We start from the raw sequence: 15,381 nt of genomic DNA on the forward strand, positions 1-15,381 counted from the left end.
CAGCTAGAACCTCCTGGAGGTCTAGCTGTTTTTGTTTAACTATTTGACAACTCTCGTAAATAATCAATATCTATTTTTTTCATTTTATATAAAGCTTCCGTAATCTCTGCTGCTTTTGGATTGTTTGAGCGCAGTAAGGTGTCCATATCTCGAGTCGTTGTTTGCCAAGCAACCCCAAATTTATCAACCATCCAGCCGCACTGACTTTCTTCACCGTCTACCGTGACAGCTTCCCACACTCGATTGATTTCATCTTGGTTATCACAATACACACAAAAAGAATTGCCCATAGTCATTTCAAACTGATGATCATAATCATTATCCATGACAATAAAAGGTTGACCGTGAAGGGTGAATTTCGCAAATTGAATCGTTCCATCTGGATTATTAATCAGCACATCACGCTCTAATTCACCATAATACTTGCCCCATGCATCCATCGCTTCCGCCGCTTCACCAAAATACTGATGGATAAACATAATACAAGGCGTAATAGTTTCCGGTCCTTCGCCCACTGTAATTTGCCAAGAGACACCAAACTCGTCATTGAGCCAGCCAAATAATTTGCCCATTGATTGATCTTCAATTCCCATCAAAATCTGACCTCTGGGTGCTAGCTGATCCCAAATGGCTTGAGCTTTTTCATCAGATTCTGCTTCAACGACATAAGAAACAGCTGGCGTCATGTTAAACTCTGAGCCACCATTTAAAAGAAGAAACTCCTGATTATCAATATCTATTGAAACAGTTAAGATGTCTCCGATTGTCCCATGTTCGTCAGTCTGATAAAAATTTGTCACCTTTCGTTCAATTCGAGAAAAAACCATCTCATAAACAGCAATCATTTCTTCAACACGACCATTAACCCATAAGCACGATGAAAACTTCCCCATCTATGTCACTCCTTAAATTATCCCTTAATATTATTTTGTTCCGCCAACCAACACAAAAAACAAGACACCTAAAATATAATGCAGGCAACGCTTATTCAGCTTTCGGTTATGACTAAAAAGGAAAGTCAATTCCTGTTTGAGTCCCCACCTTTTTCATTAATAGAATAACACTTTCTAGGTTAAATCACAATCATAATGATCTTCCATTTTCAACTACTGTGTTTAGTATGGAACCTTACATTGATTTACCGAAAAATTCAACACTTAAGTTCCTAAAGTAAGCTTTTCGGTCGCCTTTTTTTGACATTTCCACTAGTAACTGTCTGCATTAGTAGTTGATTTAGTAATCACAACCTAATCACATTGAAGAATTTTGACATTTCAAATAACCCATGATAAAGTTAATTAACCGACCTCGGTCTAGTAACTAAGAAAGGACGTTACACATGCGACCAAATAGTAATTTTCCACTCAAGCGTTTAGAAATCATCAAGGTTGCTTTGGATTTATTTTTAGTAAAAGGTTACGAACAGACGAAGATCAGTCATATTTTAAAGACCGCTAACCTTTCTAAGGGGGGAATGTATCACTATTTCGAGTCAAAAGAAGCTATTTTAGATGGTGTTATCGAGTATGCTTTGTCAGAAGAACTGACTGATTTTGATAAAAAGTTACATTCGGCTGACACTGTTTTCGATAAATTAGAACTTTATTTGGATAATTCCCCTCTTGACTATTCCGATTATCTGAAAAAATTCACGCAATTTAAAGGACACTCTAATTCCATCGTGTCTTATCGCATTAAAGATATCTCGGCTAGTTTCGGCATCCCTTATTTACAAACCGTTATTGAATCTGGCATTGATGAAAAAATTTTTAAAACAGACTATCCTGAAGAACTTGCTTTTGTTCTTTACCAAGCTGGTGAAAAATTAGTTACTACTGTTGCCAATCTAAATCAATCTGGTAATCTCGATGCAAACAAGGAGAAGCGTCGAAAAATATTAGCCTTCAACCAATTATTAACTTGCACCTTACAGATTGAAGAGAATTACTCGCAAAAACTGTATCAACAGCTAACCCGTATTTTAATGCCTGAAGATATTCAAGGAGGACAACTATGATTTTACTTTTTACCATCTTTTTTTTACTTTGTTTCATCGTATTTCTTTTAGTTAAAAGCCCAGGAAAGCTCATGCCAATGGCTACAAAGGATGGAACTTATCCAAAAGCTCTCGCCGAAAAAATAAAATTACCAATTGGGAACCATCAACAAGGCCTGTTCATTATGAGTCAGAATCATGATAACCCCGTCTTACTTTTTTTACACGGGGGACCCGGAAGTCCCGAGCTACCTTTAATTTACTCAAAAGACAATCCTCACCCTTTAGAAAGTGACTTTACGGTTTGTTACTGGGATCAGCGTGGCGCAGGTATGTCTCTTAAAAATACATCTGAAGAAACCATGACCCTGGAACAATTAATAGCAGACACTTTGGAAGTGACATGTTATTTAAAAGAACGCTTTAACCAGAAAAAAATATACCTGATGGGCCATTCTTGGGGGAGTTATTTAGGGGTCAAAACAATTAGTCAAGAGCCTGAACATTTTTTTGCTTATATCGGTATGGGCCAAATCAGCAATCAAACATTATCGGAGCAATTGGCCTACGACTATATGGTTCAGCACGCGACTGACATTAACGACAAAAAAACACTTAAAACCTTAGCCAGATTTGACTCTAACTCACCTGAATTCCCTTCTGCCCCCTACATGATGGGAATTCGAAGCTCTACCATGAATCGCTATGGCATTGGAATTACCCATGAGAACTTCTCTATGATGACCCTTGTCAAACAACTTATTTTCTTTACGGGCTATACTTTACCGGAGAAGATCAACTATCTACGTGGTTCCTTATTCTCTCTAAAACATCTGTTTCACTACACGACAGCAGAAGAGTTAACCTTGACAACTCGAGAGTTCGACATACCTGTGTATATCACTCATGGAAAATATGATTTGCAAGTTTCCTATGACTTAGCCCAAAACTATCTTAAGACTTTATCAGCTCCTAAAAAAGGCTTTATTACATTTGAACACTCTGCTCACTCGCCAATTATTGAAGAGCGAGAAAAATTTCTAAAAACTCTCAGACAGATAAAAGAAGATACCTTTTACTAAAATCAAAAAAATGGACAAGTAGCTGGTTAGACTACTTGTCCACTTTTTATGACACTTTTCCCTCTCTTGCTGACGCAATCCCCACAACTAATAAAATTAAACACAATAGGATTAATGTCAAATAAGTCGATGACCAAGAATGGTTCATTTCATACATCAAACCGAATAAAAATGGCCCTGTGCTAGCTAAAAAGTAACCGATTGATTGTGCCATTCCCGATAACTGGGCTGCCTCAGAAGCTGTATTAGTTCTCAAATTAAAGAACATCATCGCAAGACTGAAACAAAATCCACACCCCGCACCTATGAGACTTACTGCTACAAAATTAAGCCCTACACTATTAAATAAGCTAATGCCTAAAACACCCATAAGTAAAATGCTAACCCCTAATACCGTTAGCTTTACCTGTTCTCTCACCCTTCCAGCAATAATCGACACGACAAAAGTGGTGGGTACTAAAAATAATTGCAAAACTGCTAGCATCACACCAGATACTTCTTCCCCAATCCCCTTTGATAATAATATTTGTGGCAACCAGGCAATCGCCACATAAAAGAAAAGAGATTGCAGTCCCATAAAAATGCTAATCTTCCACGCTAAAGTTGATTTCAATAAATTACTTTTCTCATTAAACCCCGTTTCAATTTTAATCACTGAGTGTTTTTTTAATTGAGGGCTCCAGATAACAATCGCTAGAATAGCTAAAATCCCCCAGATACCCAAGGATTGTTGCCACGTAAAACCAAATGAGGTCACTAGTGGCAAACTTATGCCTGATGCTAATGCACCAAATGTATTCATGGTTACCGAATAAAGACCTGTTACCAAGCCGGGATTCTTTTTAAAATCTCGTTTGACCAAACTAGGCACTAGCACATTACAGTGAGCGATCGCTATGCCTATTATGATTGTCCCACTAAAGAGGGCCCATTGGCTGCCTTGAGACCGTAAAAAAATCCCCCCTGCCAATAATAGTAAGGAAACAAAGATCACACGCTCCAAGCCAAATTTTCGTTCAGTCAACGGAGCAATCGTCGAAAAAACGGCAAAAGCTAATAAAGGGGTGGTGGTAATCATGCCGGTTGTCCCTAAACTCATGTTTAATTGTTTACTAATCAGGCTAACTAATGGGCTGATTGATGTTAGAGGGACCCGTAAGTTTGCTGCCATTATCAGCACGCCTAATAGTAATAACCACTGTCCCCCCTTAGATTGTAATTTTTCGTTCATATAAAAGCTCCTTTAATTTAATTGTAGGACAATTGGACAATTAAATAATACTGCTAATACTTTGATTTGTCAAACACTTTTACTATCTTGAGTAAAAAAAAGAAGCCCTACTGGCTTCTTTGGATTAATATGAACTTATTTTGCCAACAATCGTTTCAGCCAACTTACTGTCTCTCGCCTTAATCGCATCAAATAACTCAATATGAAGTTGTTGAGAATCATCGTGATTAAAGGTGACATCTTGTTGCATGTGATCAAAGATCAATTGAAACAAATAAGTTGAAATACTCTGGTAAACATCTAGCATAATTGAATTATGGGCTGCCTTCGCTATTTCTATGTGATAATCAATATCTTTTAAAGCTAGCTCTTCCAGTGTGAAAGCAGGATTATTACGCCTTTCAAGTGCCACTTCCATGGCAATCAAGTCCTCTTCAGTCCTTTTTTTGGCCGCTAAAAAGGCCAAGTTTTTTTCTAGTAACTGACGTGCCTCGGCTATTTCCTGATAATCAGCTTTCCCTAATTCATGATACATATTGGCTTCAAATTTATTTGCGGCAATCACATAGGTGCCATCTCCTGCTTTTGACTCCAATAAACCTGCTTGGATCAAGGATTGTAGTGCTTCTCGCACCGTATTCCGACTAACCTCAAACTGCTCCGTCAGTTGCGCTTCCGTCGGTATTTTGGTTTGAATTGGCCAATCACCTGTTTCAATTTTTTTGGTTAATTCTTGAACTATTTGAGTGGATAATGACACTCTCCTTGGTTTTTTCACAGACTTCCCTCTTACTTTCTCTAAATAATCCTACAGCCTATTATAGCTTACAACCAGTAAAATAGAAAAGAATATTATCGTTCTGGCTCGTCAATGGAAGTCAAAACACCATCAATCACTAGATAGTGACGTTGCTCATTCACCATAACTTTCTGTTCGATTTCAATTTGCAAATCAATCTCAACGATTTCCACCAGACCTATAAGAGAAATGGCAACGTCGGCTAGCGCCTCTCCAATTGATGAGTCCTTTGTAATAAACGCTTGATACCCTTCGACAAATTCACGTAGCATTAGACAAAATTCTTTTTCCACCTTAGTCGTATTAACACATTTGGCAACTTTATTGCTAAAAAACAGCCTTTTGTCATTAATGTACGTTCGCCACTCACTCATTCTAGAAACCATTTTTCTTCAAAATTTGGTATACTAACACATAAATATATGTCTGTTTACATGATATAACGTTTAAATTCCGTAACTTGAAAGTAAGTTGACTATGATTACTTATTAGAATATCACCACACCTAATTCCGAACCCCTATCTGACCTAATGTATCAAGGAAACCACCCATCTCCCGGCAAAAAAATGACCTTTTGATATAATCTACCAACCAGCCATTTATCATTACCTCGTTGATTTTGGGCAATGGGAAGATGATGTTATGATTGGGGCATTCGACCAAGATCGATTGATTGGCGCTGCTCGGTCACGTTTTTTTCACTTGAAGATCCCGGATATGGGACCATTAGCGAAACCATCCCAGAGCTGACACTGGTCGTCAATCATTCCTATCAACAGCGAGGGATTGGCGCCAATTTATTAAAACAATTGCTAACTAGAACTTAAACAAGCTGGTTATCAACAATTGTCATTAAGTGTCACTAAAGAAAATCATGCTCGTCTATTATACGAAAAACAAGGATTTGTCGTCATTGAAAATGACAAAAATAAAGACTCTCTAACCTAAAAATGTTAAATAATCAGTTTTATCTTGTTCGGTAATCTTGCGAATAATTTTACAGGGAACACCAGCTGCTACTACATTAGCTGGGACGTCTTTTGTCACAACACTACCTGAACCGATGACCGTATTGTCACCGATGGTCACTCCCTGATTAACTGTGACATTAGCACCAAACCATACATTATTGCCGATTGTCACAGGCTTTGCGTAACAACCACCCTTAGCGCGTTCCATTGGATCTATGGCGTGGTTAGAGGTGAAAATTCCCGCACGAGGCCCAAATAATACATTATCGCCAATGGTTATCTTGGCGCCATCCAACATGATACAATCAAAATTTGCATAGAAATTTTCGCCTAAACTAATGTTACAGCCAAACTCACAGCGAAATGTTGGTTCAAAATGAGCATTTTCGCCCATTTCCCCAACGATCCGTTTCAAAAGCGATTTTCTAGCCTCAGGGGATTGACCAAAGCTCTGATTGTATTCAGTAGTTTTGATGACGGCTTCTTGTCGATAAGCGGTCAATTCCTCGGTGAGATCATTGTACATGGCCCCTGTTGCCATTCGTTCAAATTGTTGCTCAATCCTCATATTTAATCCTCCATATTTGCCAGAGTTAATCGTGGCCAAATCTCCTGCCACTGCTTATCTGTCACTCTTTTTTTATAAATCTTTAATCGTTCAGCTGTTTCTAAAAAGTGTGGCGTAGGTCTAACCTTAAAATTAACTAAATCTTCAATGCCATGTGGCGCCAAGAAGTCATAATCATCGCCATCTTTCCGCAAAGCAATGGCCGTGCACGTTTCAGGAAAGGAGGCCAGACTCTCAACCAAACTACTATATGGCGCAGTATTTGGATTATGTTCATGCATGTATACTTGATTTTTTACCTCCCAATCAAACTCAGGAAACCCTTCCCTTAATCGCGTCTCCAACTGACACGTCTCATCATAACTAACCCTCTTATCAAAAAAAATAATATCGACATCGGTGAACTGACGGTTCTCTTTTTGAGACAGATAATCCCAAGTGAAATTACGCAGAGTTCCTGCTGACAAATAGCACGTCACCCCTTCGACCTCTTCAATAACCGTAAGAATCTTTTTAATGGTTTCATCTTGTCTAAACATGGCAATTAATTCTTTTTCTGTCATCTATTTCATCCTTCACATCTCATTTCTCTTCATTATACCGAAGCGAATTTAGTAATGAAAGGACTATCAGACTTTTTTTGATCAGTCAGGTATTGCCTAATTTAATTAAGATGGACCTGATACGATTATATAAAAAATAACGCTAGGTCAGATGACCTAGCGTTATTTAAGTGGAGATAAGCGGGATCGAACCGCTGACCTCTTGCATGCCATGCAAGCGCTCTCCCAGCTGAGCTATACCCCCAATAATTGGCTACCTATCTAGTATAACAAAAATATTTTTTTCTTCAAGTCTTTTTTCATTTTTTTTTACTTATTCATAACTTTATCTCTTTCGATAGGCACGAAAATTCTCAATGCTCCTTTGTGACTATCTCAGTCTTAATACGTATGTCAAACAATCACGACTTTTGCTATAATTAAAAGAAAAAGGAGTTAAACCTTGAAAAAATTCGAACCATTCATTAATTGTGCCATTATTTGTTTTTTCATACTTTGGTTAATCATAATCGGGTATATGATTATGGAGATTTGGATCCATCTCCATATGCTTTAAAATCGAAACGATAGCGATAAAAGACTGTATCGACTGCCACTAAGGGAAAACCGATTGGCAAATCATCCTTTCCAATTGAGGTAAAGCCATTCTTTTCATAAAAGCGATGGGCGGCTTTAAATAAAGAAGTGGTTCCTAAGTACAGTGCTTGAAATTGATGGTCAGCTGACCATGTTAATAAAGTTTCTAATAACTGGCTAGAAACTCCGTGCTTTTGTCCTCTGTAGGCTGAGTCGACAAATAGTTTGCGAATCGTGCCAATGTGATTATTTAAATTGAGTAAGGCAACTGTGCCAATAACCTTGCCTTCCTCAATCGCTACCCAAAAATTCCCAGTAGTTTGATAAATTTCAGGGATCCTCTTTAAATCTGGCTGATCCTCCAGTGTAATAGGCACTTGGTATTCATCTTGTTGAATTCTTAAAATTAACTCAATTACTTGTTTTTCAAATAACTCATGATACGCCACAATTTCCATGTTTATCCCCCTTTGGATATCTTCCAGTTTCGCCTCATTTAATCCAAGATTATCTGCCCTCCCACTAATGTCAGGCATTTCTCTAATTGTTGAAGCGTGTTTCTTCTCTCTGATAAAACGAGTAAATCAGTTAAATGAAAATAAGCCAAATCACTTATTTCAACACTAGTTTCCAGCTTACAAGACCGTATTTGACACCCAAAAACAAGTTTATAATACTGTGCCTGTAAAATTTCAGGATTAGACTTATTGGTATCATAAATAGCCAATAAGCGATCCACTGTCACTACTAACCCAGTTTACTCAAAGACTTCCTTAATGACATTTTCAGGTGCTGATAACCCCCTCAGCGTAACCACCAGGTAGCGACCACTGAGCACTGTCACGATCCTGGCCTAATAACAGCCGGTTTGTCTCGTCAGCAATCACTCCTCGAATATCAATTTTTAGGCGTGGCGTAGCCGCTCTCTTGTGCATAAAACTTCCGTATTTCATCCATACTTTTGGTCGTAGATGCAGCCATCATCTCAAAAGGCTATCGTCTGCTGCTCTTCATAGCGTTCTTGATCATAGATATTTGTCGAAAAGGTTAACCCCGATTGAGCAATAGCTTGAATGCGTTGAGCGTATTGCAACACGTCACTTAAATCTCCTCTCTCTTCGCCCATTTAACTCATAACTGTTTTTCCATACAGACGCACAACTCATCTCCAATAAATTCTCCGTAATTAGGAATGATCTGATAACCTTGTTTTTCATAAAAACAGATCGCTCCCGCCATCTCGGCTCCTGTTTCAAGAACCGCTTCAGTGTATCCTTTTTTTAGGATGTCTGCTTCCAATGCCTCTAACAACTTACGAGCCACCCCTCCACCGCGCACTGTTGGTAAGACAAACATACGCTTAATCTCTGGTCGTCCATCGGCTAATAATTTCCAACAGCCACAGCCCACTGCTTGATCATCCCTGTATGCAACTACGGCACAAGCCATTTTGGCAAGGCTGTGATGATTTTGATACCCACTGGCAACTTCGGCACCCCACTCCTGATTAAAAAAATCATTTAACTGATCAACTAGATCGATTAAATCCGGATGTTCTACCTTGACATATCTTAAATCTATTTCCATACCATCACCTTTTTCTTTTCTTCTATTTCAGTTCCTTCCATCCAAATAGTGGATGTATTCGATTGTTGAGTTCTCATCTTGATCGATTGTTTCTAAAGCAATTGTCCGCACTTCTAATTTATAAGACTGGTCATTCTTTCTACTTTCCTCTAAAGCGCCTTGAAAAATATCATAATCTCCAATTTGTCCTACAGTAATATGTGGTAAATAGTGACCCCACCATAAATAAGGCCTCAGTATACCTTGATATAACTGATCATGAATGGCAATCAATTGGTCATTGCCTTTTTTTACATTTAAAAATAAATAACCACTTGGCCAATCACCTGTAATCCCACTAAAAACGACTTTAAAAGACGTTATTCCCCTTAATACCTCTTTCATATGAGTGATTATATCATCGTTTTTCAAATCACTTTCAAAAGGAAATACAACTGTCACATGAGGCCCTATTTTGGAGAATAAGGGGTCATACTGATAACGTAGTTGATGAATCCAATCATCTTCTTCAATTTCAGGTAAAAATAATATGGATCTTTTTAACATACTTTCCACCTCATTCAACAATTTGACTAAACGAACTCAGGGTAAAACTTAGATTAATATCGAAGGAAAAAGCTACCTGACCATTAACTAGAGTCAATTGAATCGTCACAACATAAGGCGTTTCGATAAATGACACAACGAGTGTCAATTTATTATCCGATAAGACTGTTTGGCAATGGTACTCCTGAAGATATTCTGACCGGTCTTTGATGAACCATGTTTGCCCTCTTGTCTCTCGATCGATATGAAACTCAATATCAATCGAATGTTCGACTCTCACTAATTTTAACCCATAAACGTCTGACCCTTTGAGGACTTGACATTTAAGAACGTTCAGACAATTCTCTTTTAGTCTAAACTGCCGCCCCAACAACCACTCCATATCAGTCGCCAAAGAGACACTAGGCTGAGGTATAAACGTTTCCTCTGCTGGCAATAACTTCCGTTGCTCAAATACATACTCATTAATTAATTTAAGGATTCTCTCTTGTTTCACTCCACGACTTAGTACAACCATCACCAATTTATGCGCAGGTGAGATAAATACAAGCTGACCAAAGGCACCATCTAATCGAAAACACCCTTCACCAGATAGATGAAATTGGTAACCATAACTATCCCCTGAATAAAACTTCCCATCCCGTTCTTTCTGTATTTGCCAGCTTGTAGCTTGTGACAAATAACCACTTGAAATTAATTGCCTACCTTTGTAATTTCCTTCATTTAATAAGAGTTCACCAATTTTCAATAGTTCCATTGGCGTAAGGCTCAGCCCCATGCCACCGCATGTCAGCCCTTCTGGTGAGGTTTCCCACTGTGGTTTGGAAATCTCCATTGGATAAAATAAATGTTCTTCTAAAAAATCGACCAACGACCTATTAGCTACAACTGAAATAATAGCTGATAGGATATGACTACTAGGTGTACTGTAAAGATAGGTTTTACCCGGCCGGCAATTAAACTCTTGAGCCAGAAAGGCTTTTACCCAATTTGTCGAAAACATAATACTTTGGTAATGATCGGTCTTCATGCCTGGACTCATCATCAATAAATGGCGAATGGTTAGCTCCTGTAGATGATGGTTAATTCGTTGCGGGCTCTCTTTCGGAAAAATGATACGACCCTCTCATCTAATCCCAACAGCCCTTTATCACAAGCAAGCCCAATCCCTAATGATGTGATTGACTTAGTCATGGAAAACAACATTTGTGGATTAGCTAACTTATAAGGCCCATTTGTATTAGAAACAACTAACTCCCCCCCATAAGATGCTAAGAAATGATTGATAGGCAGTCTCTGACAATAGTCGCCAAATTTTAGAAGTCTTTCACAAATCGTCATATTAACCACCTGCATTTACCTTAGATGTTCTGGCTTGATTTTTCGATTCTGATGATAAAAGTCCTTATCCCGCTGACCTATTGGGCGATTCACTCGACAGGGACTACCAAAGGCAACCACATTAGCTGGAATATCTCTAGTTACTACACTTCCGGCGCCTATCACCGTATTTTCTCCAACTGTTACCCCAGGCATAATCACCACATTCGCCCCTATCCAAACACCATCCTCAATCACCACAGGAAGTGAAAACTGCCCGCCTCCTTGACGGTAATCAGGATGAATAGGATGCCCTGTAGTTGTAATAGTCACGTTAGGCCCAATCATCACATTGTTACCAATCTTGACTGGACCATCATCAACGACAACTAAATTAAAATTCGCGTAAAAATGATTTCCAATTGACGTGTTGACGCCATAGGCAAAATGAATAGGTGATTCCATCCAAATCCCCTCACCCACGCTTCTTAGGAGTTCGCCTAAAAGGTGTGTCTTTCGCGTACTATTACTTGGACGAGTTTGATTAAAATCAAACACCACTTCTTTGCAATTGGTACGCTGCTCCTCAATTATCTTTTCATAATACTGATCCGCTTTAGCAAGATTGCCACTTTCCCAATATAATTCGCCTGTCTTCATCTTCTCTTCTAATGACATCTGATGACCTCCTGATTTCTAAGTATATGCATGATGTTAACTATTTAACCAGATTGTTCCACTGGCTAACTTATTTATCATAACTAATATAAGTTTATCATTTTTCAACTAAAATAGTAGCAATACAATAGAATTCTCTACTATACTGCTACTATTTTACTACTTAACTTTTTCAATTACCCGGATATCACCACTTGTGGATTGGATAAAAATAGTCGGCCCACTTTCTAAATCAGTCAGCTCATTGCGCACCTCACCACTTTTGCTGGAAACCTTAAACTGAACAGGATTACTGACATCGTGTATCCATTTAATAAAGCCACTTACACTAGATACCTCACTAGGCATGCCTTCTGTATCAATGATAATTGACACACCACTGTCATTTTTAGTCCTCAGCTCACCTTGATTGCTTTCGGATACTATTTTACCACGGGTACTTCCAAGAGTTAACTCCCCTGTGGTCCGTGCCACAACGTTTTGACCACTCTCAGCAAAGGAGGTGAGATTAGTCACTTGAGAGTTTTCTAGGGTGATTTTCCCATCTACTGTCCTTAACTCACTTACCTCGGATCTTAGCTCCTTAATAATCGTATGACCATGGTCTCCATTAATAACCAGATCACCAATTATATGGGTCAAAATAGTTTTACCATCTCTATTGTTAATCTGACCATCAATTTGTGAATCCTCCATTACTATGTCGCCTTTTTGACTATTGATCTCGGCCTCATTTGCCATAATACTCTTGCTAAAAATATCACCTTCCACTAAATCCAATGATAATTTTTCAGTTGTCATATGTAATAAACGTAAGTCACCTTTCAATAAATCCAAATTAAAGGCCGATAATTTAGTCCCTTTAGGAATCAACAAAATAATTTCAGACTCTTTCGTACGAGTAAATAAATTGAAGAGTCCTTTCTTATCAATCTTTAAGTCCATTTCTTTTTTTTCGCTATTTTCCGCAATATGCTTGATGTCTTGTTTTTTAAAATTTCCATCAAAGAGAACTCTAAACGCCTCATTAGGTCCTACTTCTGAAGTGGTGATTTCAATGACCCCATCAGATTCTAAAGAAAAGTTCAAATCCTTTAGGCCATCTGCAGTAATTTCCTGAAAATGAGAAATACCTCGGTAAAAAAGATGTTGATTGACCATCCCTTCAATCAAAAAAACTAGACTCAGACTAAGTAATGACAGAATTAATACTCGTCTCATTTGACCCATTTTCAGCCTCACATGACTCACATTCATAAAAACTGCAAGACTGAGCAGGCAGCCAATCAGCGGTATGCGGGCCAAATTCCCCTCAAAATATAACTCGTGAACGATATAAATAAATAAAAAAACATCTACACCTATTAATGAAAATAATAGCACTTTCCTTGAAATAAGAATCCCTTTTTGAACAATTTTACCAAGACGCTTACGACGCGCCTCTTTAAAAACTCCTTCAACATCTTCTTCTGGTACAAGATCTCCCACGGCTGATTGAGCTGTTTCAAACCGTCTATCTGCAAAAAAATCACTGGCAATTTCTGCTGGACTGGATAATTTTTTGACAGCCTCTTCTTCTGTTTGCCCCTCTCCCATAGCGTTTTGGACTTCTTCCAATAAATCTTCCTCTAACTCCTGATAATCAGCCATATTACTTTCTGAAAAATAAGACTTAAGTTCAGCTAAATAAGCATCAATTGTCTTCATCTTAATTCTCCCCTCTCAATCGGTTAACACTTGAAACAAACTCATCCCACTCAGCTATCAGGTCTGACAAATAAGCTTTTCCTTCTTCGGTAATCTGATAGTATTTTCTTGAAGGGCCTTCTGCTGACTGTTTAGTATACGTTAAACAATAACCATCTTTAACCAATCGTCGTAAAACAGGGTAAAGAGCGCCTTCTGTAATTTGGATATACTCATTGACACTCTCACGAAGTTCGTAACCATAACGATCTTCTAACTGAACCAGGTAAAGAACACACATCTCTAGTGCACCTTTTTTAAATTGTCCCGATGCTCTCATCTGTCAATCCTCTCATCCTTAACATTTGCCCGTTTAGTCCTGATAATTCATTCAGAAAAAACGCAGCTTTTCACCATTCCCTCATTGATACTATACTGATAATCCGAACTATTGTCAATAAACCAATAGGGCTAGAACAATAGTTCCAACCTATTGGTTTATAAAAAATTCAACCATTTAGAAATAATCATATAAAGCCAGATCACTTTTTGGTAACAAACGACTGAGTACTTCAGCACTTATTGAGGTTCCCCCACCCATTGTCTCTAGAAAAAGGTGCGTTTCCAGAGATACACGTCCTAAAAAGACTTGTGTCCAAGATTGAATACTCCCACTAAAATCAGCCTCTGGTAAAAGTAAATCAGAAACTAAACTTAGGCTGCCTTTTCCTGATTCAACCGTTAGTCTCCAAGTCCCCGAATTCCATGGCGTCGTAACATCATCGACAGCAAGCAAAAAGGAAACTTTTTCGCTAACATTAAAACTGTACTGATCAATAAAGCCTTCAAGTGAAATGATTTTCACCATCATTCCTTCGTTAATCGTTTGTTCCACTGGCCGCGATTCATTAAACAATAGCTTGACTTGCTCCGATAACTTACTGCTAAAACGGAAGGTCTCAAATGTGCCGCTATGGGAGGCAATAAAACTGCCGATTTTACGAATTGCAAACCCCGATTTATAACTAATTTCATGAATAATCATTTCACCTGGTGCCATTTCATAAGCAATATAGCCGACAGGACTGTTTTGCTCATCAAAACAAATAGCATATTTTGTTTTTGGCGAATAATCGAAACTATTTATCCACCACCAAGATTCTCGAATAACACTTCCTGTGTCTTTTTCTAACGTATCTGCATACAGCTGTTTGATAATAACCTGCCAAGGTTCTTGAGTTTTATCCACTCTTTTCATACTACCGGCTTTCTCATTGGCTAATTGGGTAATGTCTTTTCGAGTCACTTTTGACTCAATTTTATTGAAAATAGCCTCATAACCAAATTTACGATAAAAAGGTTGATAAAATGGTGATAAATAAGAAAGAACGGTTCCATTTTCTTTTAATTCTTCAAAAATAGCCGTAAATAACTGACGTATTCCACCGTTGCCTCGATATTCGGGATAGGTAGCCACATTACCGATTCCAGCCATCTTCATTGATTGACCAAAAATATTAACATGGAAAGGAAATACTAAAATCTGACTTGTAAGTTCTCCCTCTTTAAGAATTCCCCAATTATCCGTGTATTGCCATGTCCTCAAAAAAACTTCTTGAAAGTCTTCGATATGATTAAAATTAAAGGCGTATTCGCTTAGCTTAAGTATATCCTGTAATTCCTTATCTGATGTCAATTTTTTTAACATATTGTCACCTCTTCTTTTATTATACAACTACATGACCATGATACCACAATATCCGTGCTTAGAGACACA

19 protein-coding genes and 1 tRNA gene are annotated in these 15,381 nt (G+C 38.1%); 2 read left to right on the forward strand and 18 right to left on the reverse strand.

Annotation, left to right across the window (positions count from 1 at the left end; all coding sequences use genetic code 11):
* Positions 1-35 precede the first annotated feature (35 nt).
* The gene (locus RWN13_RS00470; protein WP_314059379.1) at positions 36-893 is read right to left on the reverse strand and encodes a VOC family protein; all 858 of its coding nucleotides are present in this window, start codon (positions 891-893) and stop codon (positions 36-38) included.
* A gap of 446 nt (positions 894-1,339) precedes the next feature.
* Between RWN13_RS00470 and RWN13_RS00475 the strand changes: the two genes are divergently transcribed.
* Together RWN13_RS00475 and RWN13_RS00480 are read left to right on the forward strand one after the other, a co-directional pair.
* Positions 1,340-2,017, forward strand: a complete 678-nt coding sequence (locus RWN13_RS00475) for a TetR/AcrR family transcriptional regulator (protein ID WP_314059380.1) — start codon at positions 1,340-1,342, stop codon at positions 2,015-2,017.
* The gene (locus tag RWN13_RS00480) at positions 2,014-3,078 is read left to right on the forward strand and encodes an alpha/beta hydrolase (RefSeq protein ID WP_314059383.1); all 1,065 of its coding nucleotides are present in this window, start codon (positions 2,014-2,016) and stop codon (positions 3,076-3,078) included. Before RWN13_RS00475 ends, RWN13_RS00480 begins: the two co-directional genes overlap by 4 nt.
* Before the next feature lie 46 nt (positions 3,079-3,124).
* Here the strand turns inward: RWN13_RS00480 and RWN13_RS00485 are convergent, their stop codons facing one another.
* The 17 genes from RWN13_RS00485 to eis form a co-directional block, all read right to left on the reverse strand.
* Positions 3,125-4,309, reverse strand: coding sequence for an MFS transporter (locus RWN13_RS00485; RefSeq protein WP_314059385.1), 1,185 nt, complete (start codon positions 4,307-4,309; stop codon positions 3,125-3,127).
* A gap of 124 nt (positions 4,310-4,433) precedes the next feature.
* A complete protein-coding gene (locus RWN13_RS00490; RefSeq protein WP_314059387.1) occupies positions 4,434-5,087 on the reverse strand; it encodes a FadR/GntR family transcriptional regulator in 654 nt (217 codons plus the stop codon).
* Positions 5,088-5,161: 74 nt separating this feature from the next.
* Positions 5,162-5,482, reverse strand: a complete 321-nt coding sequence (locus RWN13_RS00495) for a hypothetical protein (RefSeq protein WP_314059388.1) — start codon at positions 5,480-5,482, stop codon at positions 5,162-5,164.
* Positions 5,483-6,048: 566 nt separating this feature from the next.
* Positions 6,049-6,648 carry a sugar O-acetyltransferase gene (locus tag RWN13_RS00500; RefSeq protein ID WP_314059390.1) on the reverse strand — a complete coding sequence of 200 codons (600 nt, stop codon included), beginning with the start codon at positions 6,646-6,648 and terminating at the stop codon, positions 6,049-6,051.
* 2 nt (positions 6,649-6,650) lie between these two features.
* Positions 6,651-7,211, reverse strand: a complete 561-nt coding sequence (locus RWN13_RS00505; protein WP_314059391.1) for a nucleotidyltransferase family protein — start codon at positions 7,209-7,211, stop codon at positions 6,651-6,653.
* A 171-nt stretch (positions 7,212-7,382) separates the two neighbouring features.
* A tRNA-Ala gene (locus tag RWN13_RS00510) sits at positions 7,383-7,455 on the reverse strand.
* Between the two features lie 277 nt (positions 7,456-7,732).
* Complete coding sequence (locus RWN13_RS00515) at positions 7,733-8,245, reverse strand: GNAT family N-acetyltransferase (RefSeq protein WP_314059392.1); 513 nt, start codon at positions 8,243-8,245, stop codon at positions 7,733-7,735.
* 327 nt (positions 8,246-8,572) lie between these two features.
* Positions 8,573-8,740 (reverse strand): hypothetical protein, encoded by a 168-nt coding sequence (locus RWN13_RS00520; protein WP_314059393.1) that lies wholly within the window; start codon positions 8,738-8,740, stop codon positions 8,573-8,575.
* A 32-nt stretch (positions 8,741-8,772) separates the two neighbouring features.
* Positions 8,773-8,913, reverse strand: a complete 141-nt coding sequence (locus RWN13_RS00525) for an NUDIX hydrolase N-terminal domain-containing protein (protein ID WP_314059394.1) — start codon at positions 8,911-8,913, stop codon at positions 8,773-8,775.
* Positions 8,914-8,918: 5 nt separating this feature from the next.
* Positions 8,919-9,374 (reverse strand): GNAT family N-acetyltransferase, encoded by a 456-nt coding sequence (locus tag RWN13_RS00530; RefSeq protein WP_314059397.1) that lies wholly within the window; start codon positions 9,372-9,374, stop codon positions 8,919-8,921.
* Positions 9,375-9,401: 27 nt separating this feature from the next.
* The gene (locus tag RWN13_RS00535) at positions 9,402-9,920 is read right to left on the reverse strand and encodes a 2'-5' RNA ligase family protein (RefSeq protein ID WP_314059399.1); all 519 of its coding nucleotides are present in this window, start codon (positions 9,918-9,920) and stop codon (positions 9,402-9,404) included.
* Positions 9,921-9,930: 10 nt separating this feature from the next.
* Entirely contained in the window at positions 9,931-10,950 is a 1,020-nt protein-coding gene (locus RWN13_RS00540) for a serine hydrolase domain-containing protein (protein ID WP_314059401.1), read from the reverse strand.
* 32 nt (positions 10,951-10,982) lie between these two features.
* The gene (locus tag RWN13_RS00545; protein WP_314059403.1) at positions 10,983-11,261 is read right to left on the reverse strand and encodes a hypothetical protein; all 279 of its coding nucleotides are present in this window, start codon (positions 11,259-11,261) and stop codon (positions 10,983-10,985) included.
* Positions 11,262-11,276: 15 nt separating this feature from the next.
* On the reverse strand, positions 11,277-11,918 hold the full coding sequence (locus RWN13_RS00550) for a sugar O-acetyltransferase (protein ID WP_314059405.1): 642 nt from the start codon (positions 11,916-11,918) through the stop codon (positions 11,277-11,279).
* A gap of 159 nt (positions 11,919-12,077) precedes the next feature.
* Positions 12,078-13,175 (reverse strand): DUF4097 family beta strand repeat-containing protein, encoded by a 1,098-nt coding sequence (locus RWN13_RS00555; protein ID WP_399553621.1) that lies wholly within the window; start codon positions 13,173-13,175, stop codon positions 12,078-12,080.
* 451 nt (positions 13,176-13,626) lie between these two features.
* Positions 13,627-13,944, reverse strand: coding sequence for a PadR family transcriptional regulator (locus RWN13_RS00560; protein ID WP_314059409.1), 318 nt, complete (start codon positions 13,942-13,944; stop codon positions 13,627-13,629).
* 177 nt (positions 13,945-14,121) lie between these two features.
* Complete coding sequence (eis, locus tag RWN13_RS00565; protein ID WP_314059411.1) at positions 14,122-15,312, reverse strand: GNAT family N-acetyltransferase; 1,191 nt, start codon at positions 15,310-15,312, stop codon at positions 14,122-14,124.
* Positions 15,313-15,381: the final 69 nt, after the last annotated feature.

The organism is uncultured Vagococcus sp. (genome assembly GCF_963518325.1).
Taxonomy (GTDB): Bacteria; Bacillota; Bacilli; order Lactobacillales; family Vagococcaceae; genus Vagococcus_D.